Annotated in this window: 18 protein-coding genes; 9 read left to right on the top strand and 9 right to left on the bottom strand. The window is 73.0% G+C overall.

Annotated features, from left to right (window positions below):
- Positions 1–3: 3 nt before the first annotated feature.
- Positions 4–924, top strand: a complete 921-nt coding sequence (locus L2C96_RS05195) for an AraC-like ligand-binding domain-containing protein (RefSeq protein ID WP_237335353.1) — start codon at positions 4–6, stop codon at positions 922–924.
- Between the two features lie 81 nt (positions 925–1,005).
- The gene (locus L2C96_RS05190; RefSeq protein ID WP_237335352.1) at positions 1,006–2,019 is read left to right on the top strand and encodes a carbon-nitrogen hydrolase family protein; all 1,014 of its coding nucleotides are present in this window, start codon (positions 1,006–1,008) and stop codon (positions 2,017–2,019) included.
- 41 nt (positions 2,020–2,060) lie between these two features.
- Here the strand turns inward: L2C96_RS05190 and L2C96_RS05185 are convergent, their stop codons facing one another.
- The 8 genes from L2C96_RS05185 to L2C96_RS05150 form a co-directional block, all read right to left on the bottom strand.
- Positions 2,061–2,255 (bottom strand): ester cyclase, encoded by a 195-nt coding sequence (locus L2C96_RS05185; protein WP_308191131.1) that lies wholly within the window; start codon positions 2,253–2,255, stop codon positions 2,061–2,063.
- 70 nt (positions 2,256–2,325) lie between these two features.
- Positions 2,326–7,347: an RHS repeat-associated core domain-containing protein gene (locus tag L2C96_RS05180; protein ID WP_237335350.1), complete on the bottom strand. Its 5,022-nt coding sequence runs from the start codon at positions 7,345–7,347 to the stop codon at positions 2,326–2,328.
- The gene (locus L2C96_RS05175; protein WP_020423107.1) at positions 7,341–7,832 is read right to left on the bottom strand and encodes a YbaB/EbfC family nucleoid-associated protein; all 492 of its coding nucleotides are present in this window, start codon (positions 7,830–7,832) and stop codon (positions 7,341–7,343) included. The genes L2C96_RS05180 and L2C96_RS05175 overlap by 7 nt, the downstream gene beginning before the upstream one ends.
- Entirely contained in the window at positions 7,829–8,176 is a 348-nt protein-coding gene (locus L2C96_RS05170; protein WP_020423106.1) for a type VII secretion target, read from the bottom strand. Before L2C96_RS05170 ends, L2C96_RS05175 begins: the two co-directional genes overlap by 4 nt.
- Before the next feature lie 5 nt (positions 8,177–8,181).
- On the bottom strand, positions 8,182–10,053 hold the full coding sequence (locus L2C96_RS05165; RefSeq protein WP_237335349.1) for a hypothetical protein: 1,872 nt from the start codon (positions 10,051–10,053) through the stop codon (positions 8,182–8,184).
- Positions 10,054–10,080: 27 nt separating this feature from the next.
- The gene (locus L2C96_RS05160) at positions 10,081–10,482 is read right to left on the bottom strand and encodes a hypothetical protein (protein WP_020423286.1); all 402 of its coding nucleotides are present in this window, start codon (positions 10,480–10,482) and stop codon (positions 10,081–10,083) included.
- A 19-nt stretch (positions 10,483–10,501) separates the two neighbouring features.
- On the bottom strand, positions 10,502–11,347 hold the full coding sequence (locus L2C96_RS05155) for an ESX secretion-associated protein EspG (protein WP_020423285.1): 846 nt from the start codon (positions 11,345–11,347) through the stop codon (positions 10,502–10,504).
- A gap of 249 nt (positions 11,348–11,596) precedes the next feature.
- Positions 11,597–11,755 (bottom strand): hypothetical protein, encoded by a 159-nt coding sequence (locus L2C96_RS05150; RefSeq protein ID WP_237335348.1) that lies wholly within the window; start codon positions 11,753–11,755, stop codon positions 11,597–11,599.
- A 102-nt stretch (positions 11,756–11,857) separates the two neighbouring features.
- Between L2C96_RS05150 and L2C96_RS05145 the strand changes: the two genes are divergently transcribed.
- The 3 genes from L2C96_RS05145 to L2C96_RS05135 all read left to right on the top strand — a co-directional run bounded on the left by L2C96_RS05145 (position 11,858) and on the right by L2C96_RS05135 (position 13,949).
- Positions 11,858–12,748, top strand: coding sequence for an intradiol ring-cleavage dioxygenase (locus tag L2C96_RS05145; RefSeq protein ID WP_237335347.1), 891 nt, complete (start codon positions 11,858–11,860; stop codon positions 12,746–12,748).
- A gap of 59 nt (positions 12,749–12,807) precedes the next feature.
- The gene (locus tag L2C96_RS05140; protein ID WP_237335346.1) at positions 12,808–13,503 is read left to right on the top strand and encodes a hypothetical protein; all 696 of its coding nucleotides are present in this window, start codon (positions 12,808–12,810) and stop codon (positions 13,501–13,503) included.
- A gap of 119 nt (positions 13,504–13,622) precedes the next feature.
- The gene (locus L2C96_RS05135; RefSeq protein WP_237335345.1) at positions 13,623–13,949 is read left to right on the top strand and encodes a hypothetical protein; all 327 of its coding nucleotides are present in this window, start codon (positions 13,623–13,625) and stop codon (positions 13,947–13,949) included.
- Here the strand turns inward: L2C96_RS05135 and L2C96_RS05130 are convergent.
- Positions 13,920–15,014 (bottom strand): cytochrome P450, encoded by a 1,095-nt coding sequence (locus L2C96_RS05130; RefSeq protein ID WP_237335344.1) that lies wholly within the window; start codon positions 15,012–15,014, stop codon positions 13,920–13,922. The two genes, L2C96_RS05135 and L2C96_RS05130, sit on opposite strands and share 30 nt — an antisense overlap.
- 82 nt (positions 15,015–15,096) lie before the next feature.
- Here L2C96_RS05130 and L2C96_RS05125 point away from each other — a divergent pair, with 82 nt between their 5' ends.
- From L2C96_RS05125 to L2C96_RS05110, 4 genes are all read left to right on the top strand, one after another.
- Complete coding sequence (locus L2C96_RS05125) at positions 15,097–15,810, top strand: GbsR/MarR family transcriptional regulator (protein ID WP_237335343.1); 714 nt, start codon at positions 15,097–15,099, stop codon at positions 15,808–15,810.
- Positions 15,811–15,836: 26 nt separating this feature from the next.
- Complete coding sequence (locus tag L2C96_RS05120) at positions 15,837–17,906, top strand: TRAP transporter permease (RefSeq protein ID WP_020423280.1); 2,070 nt, start codon at positions 15,837–15,839, stop codon at positions 17,904–17,906.
- Entirely contained in the window at positions 17,803–18,780 is a 978-nt protein-coding gene (locus L2C96_RS05115; protein WP_027936658.1) for a TAXI family TRAP transporter solute-binding subunit, read from the top strand. The genes L2C96_RS05120 and L2C96_RS05115 overlap by 104 nt, the downstream gene beginning before the upstream one ends.
- Before the next feature lie 942 nt (positions 18,781–19,722).
- On the top strand, positions 19,723–20,064 hold the full coding sequence (locus L2C96_RS05110) for a DUF1330 domain-containing protein (RefSeq protein ID WP_237335342.1): 342 nt from the start codon (positions 19,723–19,725) through the stop codon (positions 20,062–20,064).
- The last annotated feature ends 50 nt before the right edge of the window (positions 20,065–20,114 follow it).

Genomic DNA, 20,114 nt, shown 5'->3' with positions numbered 1-20,114 from the left:
GGGATGGACCGGCAGTCCCGGGTGGAGCTGAGCACCTCGCAGGTGCCCGCGCAGGACGCGTTCGCCTACTGGCGGGAGATGATCTGCGAGACGTTCGTCCAGCTGGCGGCCGCCCCGGTGACGGCGGGACCGTTCGCCGGGCGCATCGAGCACGTTCCGGTCGGCGCGCTCGAACTGTCCACTGTGGTCGCCGGTGGGCAGGTGGTCCGCCGCACCCGCAGCCTGATCGCCCGCGGCGCCGACGAGTACCTGCTCGCCAGCATCCAGCTCCGCGGCCGCGGACGGGTCGAGCAGGACGGCCGCGTCGCCGAGCTGACCGGCGGCGACATGGCCTTCTACGACAGCACCCGCCCGTACACGCTGCGCTTCGACGACGACTTCCGCCAGCTGGTCGTCCAGGTGCCCAAGCGGGAGCTGGCCCTGCGCGACACCCGCGCCCTCACCGCCCGCACGCTCGGCCCCGGGCCGGGTCAGGTGGTGCCCGCGTTCTTCACCTCACTGGCCGGCGCCGCGAAGGCCGGCACCGCCACCCCGCTGCTGCCGCACGCGCTCGGCCTGCTGTCGGCCGCGGCCTCGTTCGCGGCCCGCACCGAGCCCGCGCCCGATCCGGCGCGTGCCCTCGTCCGGGAGCGGGCGGTCGCGTTCATCCGCCGCAACCTGGCCGATCCCCGGCTGGACGTCGACGTGGTCGCGCGGGCCTGCCGCGTCTCCCGGCGCACCTTGTACCGCGTGTTCGCGCCCGGCAGCGTCGCCAGGGAGATCCGCCGGATCCGGCTCGAGCAGGCCCGCGAAATGCTGCGCGCGCACCCGGACCGGCCGGTCGCCACCATCGCCGCGCGCTGCGGCTTCGACAGCGAATCCGGGTTCCACCGCGCCTTCCGCGCCGAGTTCGGCACGACCCCGGGTGGCACACGCGGTCAGTGACCCCGGCACGCGCGGACAGTCCGGCGGGCGCCCGCCCGCCGCATGATGCCCTCCACCAACGGAAAGCACGGAGGAGGCGTCATGGAGAGCACGGTTCGGGTCGCGGCGGTGCAGGCGGAGCCGGTGTGGCTGGACCTGGCGGGCAGCGTGGAGAAGGCGGTCGCGCTGATCGGCGAGGCCGCGCGGGGCGGGGCGAAGCTGGTGGCGTTCGGCGAGACGTTCGTCCCGGGTTACCCGTGGTGGATCTGGCTCGACTCCCCCGCCGCGGGCATGGCGTTCGTGCCGCGGTACGCCGCGAACTCGATGACCCGCGACGGCGACGAGATGCGGCGGCTCCGCCGCGCCGCCGCCGACCACGGTGTGCACGTGGTGCTCGGGTTCAGCGAGCGCGACGGCGGCAGCCTCTACATGTCGCAGGCGTTCATCTCGGAGACCGGCGAGCTGATCTCGGTGCGCCGCAAGCTCAAGCCCACCCACGTCGAGCGCTCGGTGTACGGTGAGGGCGACGGCAGCGACCTGCAGGTGCACGACACGCCGCTGGGCCGGATCGGCGGGCTGAACTGCTGGGAGCACTTCCAGCCGCTGACCAAGTACGCGATGTACAGCCTCGGCGAGGAGATCCACGTCGCGTCGTGGCCGAGTTTCTCGGTCTACCGAGGCGCGGCGACCGCGCTCGGGCCGGAGGTGAACACCGCCGCGAGCCTGGTGTACGCGGTCGAGGGCCAGGCCTTCGTGCTCGCCGCGTGCTCGGTGATCGGCGAAGCGGCGCAGGACCTGTTCTGTGACACCGAAGCCAAGCGGCAGCTGCTGCGGCGCGGCGGAGGCTTCGCCCGCATCTTCGGCCCCGAGGGCACGCCGCTGGCCGAACCGCTCGCCGAGACCGAGGAGGGCATCCTCTACGCCGACCTCGACCCCGCGCTGATCGCGATCGCCAAGTCCGCCGCCGACCCGGTCGGCCACTACTCCCGGCCGGACGTGTTCCGCCTGCTGGTCAACCGCAACCCGGCACCGCGCACAGTGGAGGCGCCCGCGGACCCGGCGGTGACCACGCCGCCCCACCCGGCCGAGGAGCTGAGCGAGCTGCTGCCGGGCTGACACCGCCGCGGGTGCCCCGCTCTCCGGGGCACCCGCGCGGGTCAGGCCGTCAGACGCTGGCGCAGTTCCCAGGACGCGCGCTCGACCCAGTTGCGCGCGAGCCTGCCGTCCCGCACCTCCCACACGGCGGTGCCGGTGAAGGCGATCGGCCGCCCGTCCGGCTCGGTGCCCAGCACGCCCTTGTTGCGACCGTGCACGCGCCACCGGGACGGGACGCGCGCTGCGTGGGTTCCCACATCCTCAGCCCGATCCGGACCCGCCGTCCGGGTCCCAGCGCAGCGGGCCGTGCCTGACCGCCGGAAGCGGTCAGTCCGCCATGCTCACGTCGCTGTCGCGGCGGGGGCGCTTCGCCGGCGGGCCGTCCGGCGACGCAGGGCTGTCCGGTGTGGACGGGCCGGCCGGGCCGGCGGCGTTCGGCGGTGGCGCGATCTTCTGCCACGAGTGCCAAGGCCCGCCCTGGTCCTTGAAGCCCGGGTCGTCCCGGTCCCAGAACGCGCGGTTCGCGCCGTTGTCCGGGCCGGGGCTCTCGTAGCGCTCCTCCGACGAACCGCTGGCGTTGGAGCGGCCGCGGTCCTCGATGCCGTGGTAGGTGCTCGTCTCCTTGTTGTGCTCCAGGTTGTCCGCGCGAGTGCTCTGCATGCCGCCGTGGTGGTTCCAGTGCGTGCTGGCCGACGGCTCGTGCCCGAGGACGCCCTTGCCGTGCCCCTTGATCTCGTTGCCCGGCAGCCCGGCGTACCCGGCGTCGCCGGGCTCCTTGGTGTCGAAGCGCCGGTTCGGGTCCATCAGCCAGTCCTTGAGCTGCTTGCCCTTGATCTCCTGGCCGGTCACCGGGTCGATCGGGATCGGCGACTTCGCCGCGTCCTTCCACAGCGGCAGCATGTTGCCGTGGTCGTGGCTCGGGTTGTCGTACCCGGCCGCCTCGCGCCGGTTGTACTTGTAGACCTTCTCGCCCTTGCGGTTGAACTTCGGCTTGCCCTGCTTGTCCGTCTTCTGCGCGCCGTACTTCCCACCCGGGGACAGCTGCTGGTACAGGCTTCCGCCGGGCGAGTTCTTGGTCACCGGGACGGCCGGGACGTTCGTGTTGACCGTCAGCGCGGGCTTCTTGCGCTTGCCCGTGCTCTGCTTCGACGTGCCGCCGGCCGAGCAGCTCTGCGGGGTGAGCCCGAGCGGGTCGGCGAACGCGTGCGGGTTGCCGACGTAGGCGTGCGGGTTCGGCCCGCCTTCGAGCCCGAGCGGGTCCGGGCTCAGGTACCGCGCGAGCGCCGGGTCGTAGTAGCGGAAGAAGTTGTAGTGCAGGCCGGTTTCGGCGTCGGCGTACTGGCCCTGGAACCGCAGCGGCGTGTCCACCGGGCCCGCGGACCGCTCCACCACGGCGCCGAACAGGCTCGTCCGCGCGTACCACGCGATGCCGCCCTGGTCGGTGACGAGCTCGGCGGGCGCGCCGGCGGGGTCGGTGACGACGGCGTGGACCAGCTCCTGGCCGGGCAGCCGGTCCCGCTGGAGCAGCGGGCGGAAGCTGTCCGGCTCGTAGTCCCACACCGTCACCCGCGCACCGTCCGGTGTGGTCACCGCCTGCTCGGCGAGCACCTGGCCGTCCCACGCGAAGTCGACCCGCTCCAGCACGTGCACGCCGTCCGCGGCGAGGTGCTCCTTCGCGATCCGCCTGCCCAGGGCGTCGTAGGTGTAGCGCCAGGACGTGCCGTCCGGCGTCAGCACACCCGCCAGCCGTCCGCGCGGGTCCCAGGAGAACCGCGACACCTGCCCGCCGCGGTCGCGCGCCACGACCCGGCCCTGCCCGTCGTGGGCGTACCGGGCGCGGCCGGCGGCGGTGACCACCGTGCCCGCGACGGCCCGCGGTCCGAGCAGGTCCTGGTCGGTCGCGGTGGGCCAGACCGCCTCGGTGACGTTGCCCGCGGCGTCGTAGGCGTACCGCTCGTGCCAGCGCGGCGTGCGCACCCCGGTCACGCGGCCGCGGTTGTCCAGCGCGAAACCGCGCGGGCCGGTCAGCGTGTCCTCGATCCCGGTGAGCAGGCCGTCCGGCCGGTAGCTGAAGGCTCGGTGACCGGCCGGTGCGGCCGGCCCGGTGAGGGTCTGCGCGCCGAGCAGCCCGCCGGGCAGCCAGGACTGGGTGAGGGCGGCCGCGCCGAACTCGCGCCGCACCTCGCGGCCGGCCAGGTCGTGGGTGAACCGCAGCGCCCGCCCCGCGGCGTGCACCGCGACCGGCTGGTCGGTCGCGTCGTACTCCCACACGCTGTCCGCGCCGGACGGCGTGACCCGGCGGACGCGGCGGCCCTGCGCGTCGTAGACCGAGCGGACCGTGCGGCCGTTGACCGTCTCGGCGAGGACCCGGCCCGCCGCGTCCCGCTCGAAGGTGACGCGGCTCGTGCCGTCCTCGGCCGACAGCAGCCAGCCGGTGGTGCTGTAGGTGTACCGGGTGGTCACTCCCCCGGTGGTCTCCTCGGCCAGGTTGCCCGCCGCGTCGTAGCGGTAGGTGGTGGTCTGCCCGGCCGGGCCGGTCCGCTCGACCAGCTGCCCCGCGGCGTCGTAGCGGTAGCCGACCGAGGCGCCGGTGAAGTCGGTCTCCCGCACCAGGTTGCCCGCCGGGTCGTAGGTGTACCGCCACACGAGCCCCTGCTCGTTGGTGACGGCGGTCAGCCGCATTTCGGTGTCGTAGGCGAAGGAGACGCGGGTGCCGTCCGGCCGGATCTCGGCCGAAGGCAGGTCGAAGTGGGTGACTTCGGCGCGGGTCACCGCCGAGGTCGCGTCGGTGTGCGCCCGGTTGTTTCCCTCGCCGTCGAACACCCACTGTTCGAGCGCGCCGTCGGCGTGCCGGTGCCAGGCGAGCTTGCCGTCGACCGTGTACCCGAAGCGCTCCACCTCGCCGAGCGGGCCGGTGATCGCGGCGACACGGCCGAACCGGTCGCGGTCGTACCGGGTCACGGCGCCCTGCGGGTCGGTCACGGCGACCGGCAGGCCGCTCGCGTCGCAGGCCACGGTGAGCGTGTTGCCGAGCGCGTCGGTGACGGCGGTGACGTTGCCGCGCGCATCGTAGGTGTAAGTGGTGACCGCGCCGTCGGGCTCGGTCACGCGGCTCAGGTTGCCGCGCTCGTCGTACTCCCAGCGCGTGACGACGCCGGGCGCCTCGGTCATGGCCACCGGCAGGCCGGCGGCGTCGCGCTCGATCGTGGTCTCCGCGCCGTCCGGCCGGAACACCGCGGCCAGGTCGCCATCGTCGTCGTAGCGGTACCGGGTGGTGCGGCCCAGCGGGTCGGTCGTGCTCAGCAGGCGGTCGGCGTCGTCCCACTCGAAGGCGGTGGCGTGGCCGAGCGGGTCGACCTCCCGGACCACCTGGCCCGCCGCGTTCAGGTGGAACTCCGTGCGGTGGCCCAGCGAGTCGGTCGAGTAGGTGACGCCGTCGCTGTACTCCATGGTGCCGGTGAGGAACCCGCCGGACCCCTCGGTGCGCACCACGCGGCCGGCGTGGTCGTAGACGTAGCGGTACCACTCGCCGTTGCGGTCGGCCCAGGCGACGACCCGGCCGGCCGCGTCGTAGGAGTAGCGGAACGGCGCGCCGGAGGCGTTGGTGACGTCGGTGAGGCGGCCCGCGGTGTAGCCGTAGCGGACCAGCTCGACCTCGCCGCCCGCGGCGACCGAGTGCAGCGCGGTGATCCGCTCGCCGTCGGTCTCGACGCGGACACGGTAGCCGCCGCTGTGCCGGATCTCGGCGGGCAGGCCGCGCTCGTCGCGGACGAACTCGATCCGGTTGCCGTGCCGGTCGCCGGTCCAGGTCAGCGGCAGTTCACCGGAGCCGGGCGCGAAGTAGAGCACCCGCGCCTGCTCGCGGTCCTCGATCAGGTACCCGCCGTCGTCCGTGCGAGTGAGTGAGCGCCGCGGGCCGCGGGCCGCCGTCGTCCAGGCGCCGTCGGCCGGGTGCGGGAAGTGCTGGAGCGTGCCGTCGGCGGCGGCGAAGCTCACGCCGCGGTCGTGCACCTCCAGCCGCTGGTCCAGTGTGGACACCCAGGCTGCGCCGAGCAACCGTCCGGCGCGGAACGACGAGAAGTGCGTGCGCTCGAACACCAGCGGCAGCGTGCCGAGGAACTCCGCGTCGACCTCGGTCATCACCATCTGCCCGGTGGCGACGTCGATCGGGTCCTTCTCGCAGCGCAGCTTCTCGATCGAGCGCGGGTTGTCGCCCTGGTCCTTCAGCTTCGGCGTGCCGTCGGTCTTCGGCGGGCTCTTCGGGGCGCCGGACGGCGTGGTGACGTCGTTGAGCTTCGGCGGCGCCGACACGGGGGCCGGGCCGAGCTCGGGTGCGGACTTGGCCGTGCCGCCCGGCGGCGGGCCGTCCAGCTTCGGCGGGGCCGAGACCGGCGGGGTGTCCGGTGTGGACGATGCCCTGGTCGTGTCGCCCGGGGTGTCGTTGAGCTTGGGCGGCGGGGCGACCTTCGCCGCGTCCGGTGGCGGCGTCTTCGGCGTGCTGCTCGGGATGGTGCCGCCGCCCTTGCCCGCCATGGGGTCGACGCTCTTCGGGCCCGCGGGGAGGCTGTCCGGCTTGGCCGACGTCGGCGGCTTGTCGGTCTTGATCTTCTTCAGCTTGCCCGCGGTGTCGGTGAAGATGCCGCCGGCCTTCTTCAGCAGCTCCGAGAGCGCCTTGAGCGCGTGGGTCAGCTTCCCGGTGAGGTCCGCGATCTTGGCGGCGGTCTTGGCGACCTCGCTGATCACCTGCGGCACGACCCACGCCAGCGCGATGCCGAGGGTGGCGATCACCTGCAGCGCCCACGAGATCATGTGCCCGACGACCTCGGCGATGATGTCGCGCACCAGGGTCCGCACGGCGGCGACGACGGTGCCCGCGGTCTCGATGCCGCTCGCGGTGCCTTCCCCGGCTTCCTTCGCCGCGGCGAGCAGGTCGCCGACGTCCTTGGCCTGCTGCCGGTAGGTGTCGGCGGACGGGCCGGTCCAGCCGGTCAGGTCGCTGTTGACCGCGTTGGCCAGGTCGGTGCCGATCTCGCCCAGCTCGGCCGCGATGTTCTTCCACGTCTCGGAGTGGGCCTTGACTGCGTCCGGGTTGCCCGCCAGCGCGTCGAGGGCGTCCTTGAGCGGGCCGACGTGCTCGATGAGCCAGCCGACGCCGGCGGCGAGGATCGAGCCGAACGGGTCGAGCACGAACCCGAGCGCGTCGAGCCCGGCCGCGGCGGCCCCCAGCGCGCCGGAGGCCCAGTCGCCGCTTTCGATGGCCTTCTTGAGGTCCTGCGCGCCCTCCAGGAGGGAAATCCCCGAGATCGCGGTCGTCGAGCTCTGCTCCTGCGCGACCAGGGGGTTCACCACGGGTTGTTCTCCTCGTCGTCGTCCGTGCGGGCCTGCGGCCGCTCCTCGGCGGGTTCGGCGGCCGCCTGCTCGTCGTCGGTGTCGGCGTCCGGATCGGGGAACCGGCTGCGCAGGTTGTCGACCAGCAGCGAGCGCGTCTGCGGGTCCTCGTCGCCGACCTCCTCCTGCATCACCTCGGCGACCTGCGCGGCGATGCCCGCCTGCGCGCGGCGCATGGTGGCCAGGATCTGCGCGGACAGCTCGTCCAGCGGCATGGTGCGGGCCCGCCCGGACAGGTCCAGATCGGTGACGCTGCCGTCGGCGCGGACCGTGACGCGCACCGAGCCGTCGGTGTTGGCCGAGGTCAGCCGGATCTCCTCGGTACGCGCCTGCGCCGCGCGGTAGCGCTCGGCCTTCTCCGCCAGCCCCTGCGCCCACGCGTTCATCCGCGCGGCCGCCTCGTCCGGGTCGCGCATGAGGTCGCCCAGTCCGTTCGCCGACGTCACCGGATCACCGTGCCGATCCGCGGGCTCACCGGGGTGGCCTCGCGCAGCTGCCGCTCGAACGGCTCGGCGTTGGTCGCGTCCTGGTCCTCGTAGCTGGTGGCCGCGGTGCGGATGTTCTCCGCGGTGATCCGCACGCCCTCGGCCGCGGCCTTGAGCGCCTCGACCGCGTCGCCCTGCGTCGTCGCGTTCACGATCGGCGGCAGGAAGGCGCAGAGCAGGCCGTAGGCGGAGTCGTCCATGACGACCGTGTTGGCGGCGTCCACCGCGGTGTTCAGCCGGTCGGACAGGGCGTCGAGGTGACTGCCGTGCGTGCGCAGCTCGTCTGGGTCGACTTCGTAGGACACGAGGGTTACTTCTTCTCTTCCTGCTTGTTCTTCTTCCAGTCGCCGATGACCGGCGGGGCGACCACGTCACCGCCTTCGAAGAGGTCGGGGTCACCTTCGAGGTAGTCCGCGACGCGGTGTTCCTTGTCCTCCGCGCCCTGGCCCTTGCCGCCGTGCGGGGCCATGCCGCCCGCGGCCGGGGTGCCTGCGCGGCCCGCCGCGCCGGTCGCGCCCGCCGCGCCACGCGCCGCCGCGGCTTCTTCGGCGGCCGCCGCCGCACCGGAGGCACCGGCGACCCCACCCGCGGCGAGCCGGGCACCGCTCGCGCCCGACGCGCCACCGACGCCGCCGAGGCCGCCGAGGCCACTGCCGCCGGCGCCGCCACCGAGGCCCTTGAGCGCCGCCGCGCCGGCACCGCCCGCGCCGCCGAGGCCCTTGGCCCCGGTGCTGGTGCCGCCGCCGAGCGGGGTGCCCGCCGGGCCACTGACAGAGTCGAGCCCGGCCAGCGGGTTGCCGCTCACAGTGGGCCCGCCGAGACGGCTGGCGATGCTGTCGCCGTTGATACCGCCGGAGTAGCCGATGGTCGGCATGCGCGCCGACGAGCTGCCGGACGTGCCGGTGTCGACCGCCGAGGCGGCCACCGTCGAGTCCGGGATGTCGAGGTCGGGCACGGACGCGTGGTTCTCCAGCGTGCCGCCGCTGTAGTTCCCGGGGGTCCCGGTCGGGTAGTCCGGAGTGGACAGATGTGGCACGGCGCCGGTTCCGCTGCCGTAGCCGGACGCACCGCTGTAGGTGTTCAGCGCGGGCGCGCCGACCCCGGTGCCTGCGCCCGAGGTGTCCAGGCCGGGCACGGCGGTCCCGGGGACGGAGGTCCCGGTCGGCAGCGACGGGGGGTTCAGGTTCGCCGCGGCCACCGCCGCGGTCACGTCCCCGGTGCCCGCGCCGGCGGCCGCGGGAGCGCCCGCGGTGGGAGCCGAGCGCAGACTCGCGGCCTGCGCGGCACCGGCTTCGGTGGCCGGGATCCGCGCCGAAGCCGGCCCGGTCGCGCCGGTGCGCAGCGACGCGATCTGCGCGTTCGGCCCGCCCAGCTTGGGCGGCGCGACGAACGCCGGGGTGATGGTGGCGCCGGCGACGGTGTCGTCGTACTGGGTCATGATCCGCGCGGCCTGCTGGCGTGCGGCCTCCGACTGCTGCAGCGCCTGCTGGTCGAGCTGCGCCTGCTGCGCGTACACGACCGGGTCGGTGATCGTCTGCAGGTGCGCGTTGGCGGCCTGCACGTCGAAGTTCACCGGCGGGTTGGCCGCCATCTGCTTCTGCGTCTCGTTCAGCGCCTGCGAGTGGATCTCCTGCTGGCGGCCGGTGAGCGTGGCGCCCTTGGCGGTGTTGCCGAGCCACAGGCCGACGTCGGCGAGGTGCTTGCGGGCCGCGTCGCCGCCCTCCCCCTGCCAGTCGGCGAGGCTGTCGTTGATGGCGTCGGCCAGGTTCTGCTGGTGCTCGGTGAGTTCCTTGCCCAGCCGCACCCACTCCTCGGAGGTGACGGCGACCGCGGCGGAGTCGGCGTTGGTGGTGATGGCGTCGAGCATCTGCTGGTGGGTCGCGTTGTCCCACAGCGAGCTGGGCGCCGGGCCGTGGTCGCGGATCTCGACCCCGTCGTCGACGCTGTCGCGGACGGCGACGATGCGCTGCTCGTAGCGCCGCTGGATGGTCTCGTCGCGCAGCAGCGGGGTGACGACGTCCCCCAGCCAGCCCTTCGCGATCTCCTCGTCGACCTGCTTGGTGACCTCCTCGCGGATCTCGTCACCCGAGGTGTGGTCGTGGCCGATGGGACCGATGTAGTACGGCGAGCTCGGGTCCGCGGTGACGTCCTGCACCCCGCCGCCGACGTCGGACAGCTCCACGATCTTCTCCCCTTCGAGGTTGCTCGGTCAGGCCTGCTCGGCGCGGTATCGCCGCAACGTGGTCCCGGTGTCGCCATCCTGGGACCGGTAGTTCTTCTGGGCGAGCTTGATCGCCTCGATGTAGGTGGGCAGTTCGGCCTTGGCCTGCGTGAGCTGGGTGAGCAGGCCGCGCTCGTCGCTCGCGGTCTTCACCATCACGTCCGACACCCACTTCGCGGTGGTGGTGTCGCTCATCGGCGGCGCCTGCCCGAACGCCTGCAGCGCCGACCAGCGCGACTCGAGCGCGTCGACGATGCCCTGCAGCGCCTGGATCATCTTGTCGCCGGTCCGCTCGTCGACGGCGAACCCGCCCTCGGTGGCCAGCCGCTTCAACGCGACCGCCTGCACCATCCGGACCGCCTTCTCCGCCTTCGGCGCTTCCTCGCTCATCCCCGGTTCCTCCCCGATCTCAGTAGACGGCAGCGATCATGTCGCGGACGGCTTCGGCGACCGCCGGGAACCCCGCGGGCGTGTAGGTCGCGGTGATCGTCCCGGTCGCGTCGGTCCGGGTGCTCACCAGGTACCGCCCGTCCTCGGTGTCCAGCCACGTGACCGGGGTGGCCGAGCGGCGTTCGCCGTGGCGTCCGCGGCCGTGCGCGGTGAAGTAGCCGCCGCCGCGCCGCGGGGCCGCGAAGACCTCTTCGAGCCGGTCCTCTTCGGACACCGCGCGGGCGCGCGCGGGCCGCCGCGACCGCACGACCGTGGTGACCTGGAGGCTGCCGAAGGCCTCGGTCTCCTCCTCGTCGAACTCCTCCTCGGCCTGGCGCAGCGCGGCCAGCGCCGAGCGCGGGCGCTCGTCCTCGCGGCGCGACACCGACAGCGGGGTGCCCGGCGCGGGGTCGGCCGGGGTGAGCGAGCCGGCCACGCGGGGCACCAGGTCCTCGTCCGGGAACAGGGAGAACCACAGCCTGTCCTCGCCGGGGGCCTGCCGGATCACGAGCGCCTGCGCGCCGTCGGTGGCGGCGTGCACGGCGAGGTCACCGGCGCGGGAGTCGGTCCCGCTCGCGGTGACCGTGACGCGGTGGTCGCCGAGCAGCTCGAACGCGGTGCGCACGCCCGGGTCGAGCCGGCCGCGGGTGGACAGGCCGCGGTCCTCGAGGTCGGCGTGCACCCGGAGCGCGAGTCTGGCGAAGCGGAGCGGGTCCACGGTGGTGTGGCTGATGCGCAGGGGGAACACGCGGACGTCGACGCCCAGCGCCCGCCCGACGACGACGGCCTCCACGCTGCCGAGCGTGAAGTCGAACCGAGACACCATCGACGCTTGTGTCACCTTTCGGATTCCGGCCTCGGACGCGGGGCCGTGAGGCGTGGACGGCCAGTGTGGCTTGTTCGTTGATCAGTGTCGGCGCCGGGGCGCCCGCTGTCGAGCGACCCACCGGCACACGGTGGAGATCACAACGCACCGGAGGGGTGACGGAACGCCGTTTTCCTCCGGCGTTGCCCGAAAGAGCCGCGAATCAGGGGCACGCGGGCACGCGGCGGGGCGCTCATTTGAGCACGGGTGTCATGGGGTGAGCGGGATCCCGAGCGCCTCGCTGACGGCATCGTCCAGGGTGCGGACGCTGTTGAGCAGAAACTGCCCCACGGGTTCCACGGGCCCCGGCAGGGGCGCGCGGTTCTCGTCGACGTAGCGGTCCCGGATCACCTCGTGGAAACAATGCACCGGCAACACCTCGCCGGGCAACAGCGGCCGGTGCTCGATGGCATGCCTGCCTCACAGACTAGGCAAACCCGGCACACAGCACGAGACCCGACGATGGTGCCCATGCGAGACGACCAGCCCGCCTACCAGGGCCGCCCCCTCCCCCGCCCGCACGACGAAGTCGTCGACCAGGGGCTCGGCTTCGACATCGGCACCCTGTTCGACCGCCGCCGGGCGCTGCGCTTCCTCGGCATCGGCGCGGCCGGTGTCGCGCTCACCGCGTGCGGCGCGGGGTCCACTGGCTCCACGACGACCACCACCTCGGCCACGACGGGCGAAATCCCGGACGAAACGGCAGGCCCCTACCCCGGCGACGGCTCCAACGGGCCGGACGTGCTGGCGCAGAGCGGCATCGTGCGCAGCGACATCCGCTCCAGCTTCGGGGAGTTTACCGGCACCGCCGAGGGCGTGCCGATGACGCTGGAGCTGACCGTGTCCGACCTGGCCAACGGCGGTGCCGCGTTCGCCGGCGTCGCGGTGTACGTGTGGCACTGCACCCGCGAGGGCGGCTACTCGATGTACTCCGACGGCGTCGAGGACCAGAACTTCCTGCGTGGCGTGCAGATCGCCGACGCCGACGGGCGCGTGCGGTTCACCAGCGTCTTCCCGGCCTGCTACGACGGCCGGTGGCCGCACATCCACTTCGAGGTCTACCCCGATCAGGCGAGCATCGCCGACTCGTCGAACGCGATCGCCACCTCGCAGGTCGCGCTGCCGCAGGACGTGTGCCAGACCGTCTACCAGCAATCGGGCTACGAGGACTCCGTCGCGAACCTGCGGAAGGTGAGCCTGTCCAGCGACAACGTCTTCGGTGACGACGGCGGCGCCTCCCAGCTGGCGACCGTCACCGGGGACGTCACCGGCGGCTACACCGTGAGCCTCGCGGTGCGCGTGGACACCCGGACCACCCCGTCCGCCGGCTCCGGTCCGGGTGGGACACCGCCGTCGCGCTAGCCGGTAACGAAGATCCTCCTGCTCACGACAAGCCGTGCGCACCGATCAGGAGGATCTTCGTGACCAGTCAGCCGCCCGGCCACCCCTACCCGCAGTGGCCACAGCCGCCGCGGCGCAACATCGGCGCCATCGTCGCCCTCGCGATCGCCGGTGCGCTCGTCGTCGCCGGGGTGTCGGTCGGCGTCACGCTCGCCGTCACGGCAGACGACGACAGCATCAAGGCCGCGCCCGCCACCACCTCCCGGCCCCGGCCCACGACCTCGAAGTCGCCCACGCCGGTGATCCCGGTCAACCCCCGGCAGAACGTCGAGGTGAAGATCGGCGAGACCATCGGCTTCGGCAGCCACGCCGACCGGCCGGAGGTCGCCTTCACGCTCACCAAGGTCACCGTCGGCGGCCGCTGCACCGAGCCGTACGCGCAGAAGCCGGAAAACGGGCGGTTCATCTTCCTGGACATGACGGTGACAACGTCGTCGTCGATGAGCGGCGACTTCGCGCCGAGCCTGCTGAACCCGAACAACTTCTCGATCATCGGCCCGGACGGCGTCACCGAAACCGGCGGCAGCCTCAGCAGCGCACCGGCGATCGGCTGCCTGTCGCGCAGCAAGCTGTTCCCGCTCGCGCTCTCGCCGGGCCAGAACTACGTCGGCACGGTGGTCCTGGATTCCCGCAACACCACCGGAAGCCTCGTGCTGGCCCCGTACGGACTGGACGGTTTCAACGGCTGGGAGTGGAACCTCGGCGAACACGCCTGACCCTCCACAGTGGCCCGACCACACCCGGTTGACCAGCGCGTCGAACTCGCGGAGCGGCAGGGTTCGTTGAGCTCCAGCAATTTCTCCGGCATCCAGCCGATGGCGTAGCGGGTCTCCGCATGGCGGTCGCGCCGTTCGGGATCGACGTCGTGGTCGTCCAGCCCGGCATCATCAGGACCTGTTTCGAGGACGGGACGGCCGCGCAGCTGACAAGCTGGACCAGCCGCGCCGGTTTGAGCACGTTGACCGCCAACTGGTCCCGCGCCAAGGCGAGCGGCACGTCCTCCACCGCCGGCGGCGGCGCGTTCGAGGTCCTCGCCCTTGCAGGCGTCCATCGGCAGCGCGTGGTCTCCGGCTTCCCGCAACGCCGCCATCCGCGCCACGATCCCGGTCGACATCCCCGTCACCAGACACCTTTACCGCTCAGTCGCCCAGACCACCGGTAACTCCGCCACCCCGCGCACCAGACTTCCCGTCCGCACCACGACATCCGCGGCCGGCACCGCGAGCCGTAGCGACGGGAACCTCGTCGCCAGCGCCGGCAACGCGACCTGCAGCTCCACCCTGGCGAGCTGCTGGCCGAGGCACTGGTGCACGCCGTGGCCGAACGCGACGTGCCCGGCGGACGGCCGCAGCAGGTCGAGCACGTCCGGATCGGGGAAGCGCGCGGGGTCGCGGTTGGCCTCGGGCAGGCACACGGTGACGCACTCGCCCGCGGCGATCCGCTCGCCGTCCAGCTCGATGTCCGCCAGCGCCGCGCGCACCGTGAACGGGATGACGCTGTGGTAGCGCAGCAGCTCCTCGACCGCCCGCCCCGGCTCGGCGCGCAGGACCTCCGCCGCGCCGGGGTGGGTGCGCAGCGTGAACGCGCCCAGCGCGAGCATGTTCGCCGTGGTGTCCAGGCCCGCGCCGAGCAGCACGAAGCCGATGTTGACCAGTTCCTCGTCGGTGAGGTCGGCCGCGGTGAGGCCGCTCAGCAGGTCGTCGGCAGGCGCGTCCCGCTTGGCCGCCACCAGGTCGCGCACGAACTCGTGCACCGCCGAGTACGCCGCTGCGGCCTGCTCCGGCGTCCGGTCCAGGCGGAACAGGTCCAGCGCGTGCCCTTGGAACCGCGCGCGGTCCGCGTAGGGCACCCCGAGCAGCTCGCAGATGACCTGCGCGGGGATCGGCTGCGCCCAGACACGCACCAGGTCCACCGGCCCGCTCGCCCCGGCGATGGCGTCGAGGTGCTCGTCGACGATCTCGCGCACGCGCCCCGTCAGCTGCCGCATGCGCCGGACCGTGAACTGGCCGGCGAGCAGGCGGCGGTAGCGCGTGTGCTCCGGCGGATCCATCGAGTTGAACATCCCGGCACGCGCCGACACCCCGTTGCCGGGCGCGCCGGGGACCGGCATGTGCCGCAGGTCCGACCGGGCGCTGAACCGCGGGTCGGCCAGCACCGCGCGGACGGTCTGGTAGCTCGTCGCCACCCAGCCGAGGTGCCCGTCCGGGTAGGTCAATCGCTTCAGCATTCCGCGAACGCTAGGAACACCGGCGAACGCGGAGCAACCGGCAAACAAGGAACTCCCAGGTCGGTGATCTAGCATCGGTGCAATGAGCGTGGAACCGAATGCACCGGCCCGTACCCGGCTGACGTTCGGCGAACGCCGGCGCATCGCCGCCGGGCTGGCGATGGGGCTCAGCTACGCGGAGATCGGCCGCAGGCTGGGACGGCCCAAGTCGACGGTCATCCGCGAGGTCGCCCGCAACGGCGGCGCCCACGGCTACCGCGCCGACCGCGCCCAGCAGGCCACCGCCTGGCGTGCCCACCGCCGCAGGCCGGTCCCGGCGCCGGAACCACCCGCGGCGGGCGGGGGCGATCCGCGGCGGTTCGAGCAGGACTTCGCCGCGGTGATGGTCCAGACCGGGGTGCCGCCGATGATGGCGAAGGTCCTCGTCCGCCTGTTCACTTGCGACACCGGAAGCCTCACCGCGGCCGAGCTCACCGCCGGGCTGCGAGTCAGCCCCGCCTCGGTGTCCAAGGCGGTCCGCTGGCTCGAGGAGCGCGGCCTGGCGCGGCGCGAACGCGACGGCCGCCGCCAGCGGTACGTCATCGACGAGCACGTCTGGTACCAGGCGTGGCTGGTCAGCGTCCGGTCGATGACGCTGTGGGCGGACTGCGCGCGGCAGGGCGCGCAGGTGTTCGGCGACTCCCCCGCCGGCGCCCGGCTGCGGGACACCGGCCGGTTCTTCGAGCACCTGCGCCGCGACATGGCGCAGGCGGCCGAGCACTGGCGAAACCTTCCGTATGACGGGTACGCGACCTAAGGTGTGATCATCGCAAAGGAGCGGTGATGACCAAGCCCGTGAAGGGCGACGAGGTCAGCGACATCGTCGCCGAGCACGACGAAGAACGGCCAGCGCGGCGGTTGTCGCGGGGGCCCGACCTGCTGGTGTACCTGGCCGCGCTCGCGGTCGCCCTGCTCGTGCTGAAGCAGGTCTTCTTCCCCTACAGCAAGGGCAACCAGTTCTACCTGGTGATCTTCCTCGGCTGCACCCTGCCGCTGGTGTTCCTCTGCTACCGGCCGCTGGCGCGGTCGCGGCGCTCCCCGGACAACCCGTGGCTGCTGGACTGGGCGCTGTCCGTGGTCGCGCTGGTCGTGGGCCTGTACCCGGTGCTGTCCGGCTACGACGACTTCCTCGACCGGCAGGGCCAGCTGTCCACGCTCGACATCGTCGCGGGCGCGTTGCTGCTCCTGCTCATCCTGGAGGCCACCCGGCGCACCACCGGCTGGGTGCTGCCGGTCGTCTGCCTGCTGTTCCTCGCCTACGCCTACTACGGCGGCTACCTGCCGCCGGACTGGGGCATCGCGCACGCCGGCGTGGACTTCAGCCAGATCATCAACGCCCTCTACAACGACGCGAGCGGCTTCTTCGGCACCCCGCTGGACGTGGCCGCCAGCTACATCGTGCTGTTCACGATCTACGGCGCGGTGCTGGAGGCCTCCGGCGCGGGACGGTTCTTCGTCGACATCTCCTTCGCCGCGTTCCGCCGGTCCCGCACGGCGCCGGGCCGCACGACGGTGCTGTCCGGGTTCCTGCTGGGCACGGTGTCCGGCTCGGGCACCGCGACCGCGGTCAGCCTGGGCTCGATCACCTGGCCGATCCTCAAGCGCGCCGGGTACCCGAAGGAGCACGCGGGCGGCCTGCTCGCCGCGTCGGGCATCGGGGCGATCCTGTCGCCGCCGACGCTGGGCGCGGCCGCGTTCATCATCGCCGAGTACCTGCAGACCTCCTACCTGACCGTGCTGATCTGGGCGTCGGTGCCGACGTTGCTCTACTACCTGGGCATCGTGTTCGCGATGGAGGCCGATGCCCGCCGCTTCCACGCCAAGCCGGTGGACGTCGAGCGCGGCGACCCGTGGCGGCTGCTGCTGCGCGGCGGCTACCACTTCCTGTCGCTGGCGATCATCGTGGTGTTCCTGGCGCTGGACATCCCGCCGTTCGCGGCCGTGGTGTACGCGACCGGGGTGGCGGCGCTGTTCGCGTTGATCGCCCGGCGGCGGGACCTGCGCGGCTGGGCGGTGGACATGGTGGGCGCGCTGTCCCGGGGCGTGCGGGGCGCGCTGCCGGTGATCGCGGTGTGCGCCGCGGCCGGGGTGATCACGTCCACGATCACCAAGACCGGGCTGGGCCTGGAACTCGCCGACGCGCTGGTCGACGTGGCGCGGGCGGTCACCGACAACGCGACGGTCGTGCTGGTGCTGACGGTGCTGCTGTCCGCGGTCGCGGTGGGGGTGCTCGGGCTGGCGGTGCCGGTGACGGCGTCGTTCATCATCGCCTGGGTGGTGATCGCGCCGGCGCTGGAGACGCTGGGCGTGGCGCCGGCCGAGCGCGCGATGTTCATCTTCTACTACGCGGTGCTGTCGGAGGTGACGCCGCCGACGGCGCTGGCGGCGGTCGCGGCGGCGGCGATCACCGGTGGCCGGGTCATGAAGACCATGTGGCAGTGCTGGAAGTACACGCTGCCTGCGTTCCTGGTGCCGATCGCGTTCGTGCTCACCGACAACGGGGCGGCGCTGCTGCTCCAGTCCGGGGCGGTGACGGTGGTGTGGGTGCTGGCGGTGTCCGCGCTCGCCGTCGCCGCGCTCGGCGTGGTGACCGGCGGGTGGCTGTTCGGGCCGGTCCACCCGGTGGTCCGCGTGCTCTTCGTGCCCGCCGCGGTGTGCCTGCTCTACCTGGAGCCGGGGCCGATCGTGGCGGGCCTGGCCTTCGGCGTGGCCGCGACGGCCGCGCACCTCGTGATCAGAAGGAGGCGGCATGAAACGACTGCTGACGGTGCTGGTGGCGGCGGCCCTGATCGCGACGGGCTGCGGCGGGAAGCAACCGAACCAGCCGGCGGCGGGCGGGAGCCAGGGGTGTGAGGCCGGCAGCGGCAGGCTCACCATCGCCACCGGCAACAGCGGCGGCGTGTACTACGTGCTCGGCGGCGGGCTCGCGCAGCTGATCAGCAACAACACCGGGCTGAAGGCGACCGCGGCGGAGACCGGCGCGTCGGTGCAGAACATCCAGCAGCTGGTCGACGGCACCTACGACATCGCGTTCTCGCTGGCCGACACCGCCGCGGACGCGGTGCAGGGCAAGGGGAGTTTCGACGGCAAGCCGCAGAAGGTGCAGGCGCTGACGCGGATCTACCCGAACTCGACGCAGGTGCTGGTGCGCACCGACTCGGGGATCAACAGCATCGCCGACATGCGCGGCAAGCGGATCTCGACGGGTTCGCCGAAGTCCGGCACCGAGGTGATCGCGAACCGGCTGCTGCAGGCGGCGGGGCTCAACCCGGACACCGACGTGCAGGCGCAGCGGCTGGACCTGGCGAAGACCGCGGACGGCATCAAGTCCGGCACGATCGACGGGCTGGTGTGGTCCGGTGGCCTGCCGACGGCGCAGATCACCGACATCACGACGACGATGAAGGGGCAGGTGAAGTTCATCGACATCACCCCGCAGCTGGCGGCGCTCAAGCAGATCAACCCGGTGTACGACACGGGCACGATCCCCGCGGCGACGTACGGGCAGCCCGCGGACGTGCCGACGATCGTGGTGCCGAACCTGCTGCTGGTGCGGGAGGACTTCCCGGCGAGCGACGCGTGCGCGATCACCAAGCTGATCTTCGACAAGAAGGCCGAGCTGGAGAGCGTGCACCCGGCGGCGAAGGAGATCACCCGGGAGAACGCGACGCGCACCCAGCCGGTGCCGATGCACCCCGGATCGCAGCAGGCGCTGGCGACTCCGTGAGCGGCAGTGGTGGGGGCGGCTCGCGCCGGTGATCTTCAGGAAGGGTGGCCTCCCGGAGGAGGCCGGGCCGCGCCGGTGACCTCCGGGAGGGGCAGTGGATTCCGGAGGACGCCGGGCCGCGCCGGTGACCTCCGGGACGCGGTGGCTTCCGGAGGACGCCGGGACGCGCCGGTGACCTCCGGGACGCGGTGGCTTCCGGAGGACGCCCGGGCGGATGCCTACGCGCGAGCAAAGCCGGAACCGCTCCGGTGACCAGCCGCCGGAGCGGGAACGCCGGCGGCTCCCGCACGAGCCCGGTCACCACTCGCCGGAACCGCGCCGCCTCCCCGGAACGAGGCTGCCCGCCGCCCGAAACAGCCAGCCTCCCCCGGACCAGGCCGCCACCTGCTCGCGACCAGCCACCTCGCCGCAACCCCGGCACCCCGGCCGCCCGGTTCCGGCCGCCACCCGCCGAAAACAGCCGGCCCCCACGCCAGGCCACCACCCGCTCATAACCGGCCACCTCGCCGCGACCCCGGCCGCCCAACCGCCCGGTTCCGGCCGCCACCCGCCGGAAACAGCCCGCCTCCCCCAAGCCACGCCGCCACCCGCTCGCGACCGGCCACCTCGCCGCAACCCCGGCCGCCCAACCGCCCGGTTCCGGCCGCCACCCGCCGGAAACAGCCCGCCTCCCCCAAGCCACGCCGCCACCCGCTCGCGACCGGCCACCTCGCCGCAACCCCGGCCGCCCAACCGCCCGGTTCCGGCCGCCACCCGCCGGAAACACCCCGCCTCCCCCAACCAAGCCGCCACCCGCTCGCGACCGGCCACCTCCCGGGCCGTGACCCGGCCCGGGAGGCGCGTTACCCGCGACCTCCTCCCCCGCATTACCTCCCGCGTAATCGACGCCCCGCGCCGCAGGCCACAGGATGGGGTCATCAGCCTCCGGAAAGGACGGACCCCATGACCGCCTACGTCATCGCCCACCTGATGCCCGCCGAGCCGCACGCCGACATCGCCGAGTACCTGGAGCGCATCCAGTCGACCCTGGATCCCTTCGGCGGCCGGTTCCTCGTGCACGGCGCGCCCGTCGAGGTCCGCGAGGGCGACTGGCCCGGCCACCTGGTGATGATCGGCTTCCCCACCGCCGCCGACGCCCGCACCTGGTACGACTCCCCCGCCTACCAGGAGATCGTGCCGTTGCGCGCGGACCACATCCCGGGCAGCATCGTGATCGTCGACGGCGTCGAGGCCGGCCACGACTCCGCGGCGATGGGCGCGGCGATGCGCGCCGCGATGGCCTAGATGAGTAAGTCCTAACCCTGGGTGGTGTGTGGAGATGGGTGAAGGGTGTT

Source organism: Amycolatopsis tucumanensis (assembly GCF_021654135.1).
Classification (GTDB): domain Bacteria; phylum Actinomycetota; class Actinomycetes; order Mycobacteriales; family Pseudonocardiaceae; genus Amycolatopsis_E; species Amycolatopsis_E tucumanensis.
This window is presented reverse-complemented; position numbering and strand designations above follow the sequence as displayed.

What these genes read in the sequence shown, in the direction of transcription:
- L2C96_RS05155 (WP_020423285.1), bottom strand. Translation starts at nt 11,347, where the DNA reads ATGGTGTCTCGGTTCGACTTCACGCTCGGCAGCGTGGAGGCCGTCGTC.
- L2C96_RS05195 (WP_237335353.1), top strand. Translation starts at nt 4, where the DNA reads ATGGACCGGCAGTCCCGGGTGGAGCTGAGCACCTCGCAGGTGCCCGCG.
- L2C96_RS05190 (WP_237335352.1), top strand. Translation starts at nt 1,006, where the DNA reads ATGGAGAGCACGGTTCGGGTCGCGGCGGTGCAGGCGGAGCCGGTGTGG.
- L2C96_RS05120 (WP_020423280.1), top strand. Translation starts at nt 15,837, where the DNA reads ATGACCAAGCCCGTGAAGGGCGACGAGGTCAGCGACATCGTCGCCGAG.
- L2C96_RS05110 (WP_237335342.1), top strand. Translation starts at nt 19,723, where the DNA reads ATGACCGCCTACGTCATCGCCCACCTGATGCCCGCCGAGCCGCACGCC.
- L2C96_RS05130 (WP_237335344.1), bottom strand. Translation starts at nt 15,014, where the DNA reads ATGCTGAAGCGATTGACCTACCCGGACGGGCACCTCGGCTGGGTGGCG.
- L2C96_RS05135 (WP_237335345.1), top strand. Translation starts at nt 13,623, where the DNA reads ATGGCGGTCGCGCCGTTCGGGATCGACGTCGTGGTCGTCCAGCCCGGC.
- L2C96_RS05160 (WP_020423286.1), bottom strand. Translation starts at nt 10,482, where the DNA reads ATGAGCGAGGAAGCGCCGAAGGCGGAGAAGGCGGTCCGGATGGTGCAG.
- L2C96_RS05145 (WP_237335347.1), top strand. Translation starts at nt 11,858, where the DNA reads ATGCGAGACGACCAGCCCGCCTACCAGGGCCGCCCCCTCCCCCGCCCG.
- L2C96_RS05115 (WP_027936658.1), top strand. Translation starts at nt 17,803, where the DNA reads ATGAAACGACTGCTGACGGTGCTGGTGGCGGCGGCCCTGATCGCGACG.
- L2C96_RS05125 (WP_237335343.1), top strand. Translation starts at nt 15,097, where the DNA reads ATGAGCGTGGAACCGAATGCACCGGCCCGTACCCGGCTGACGTTCGGC.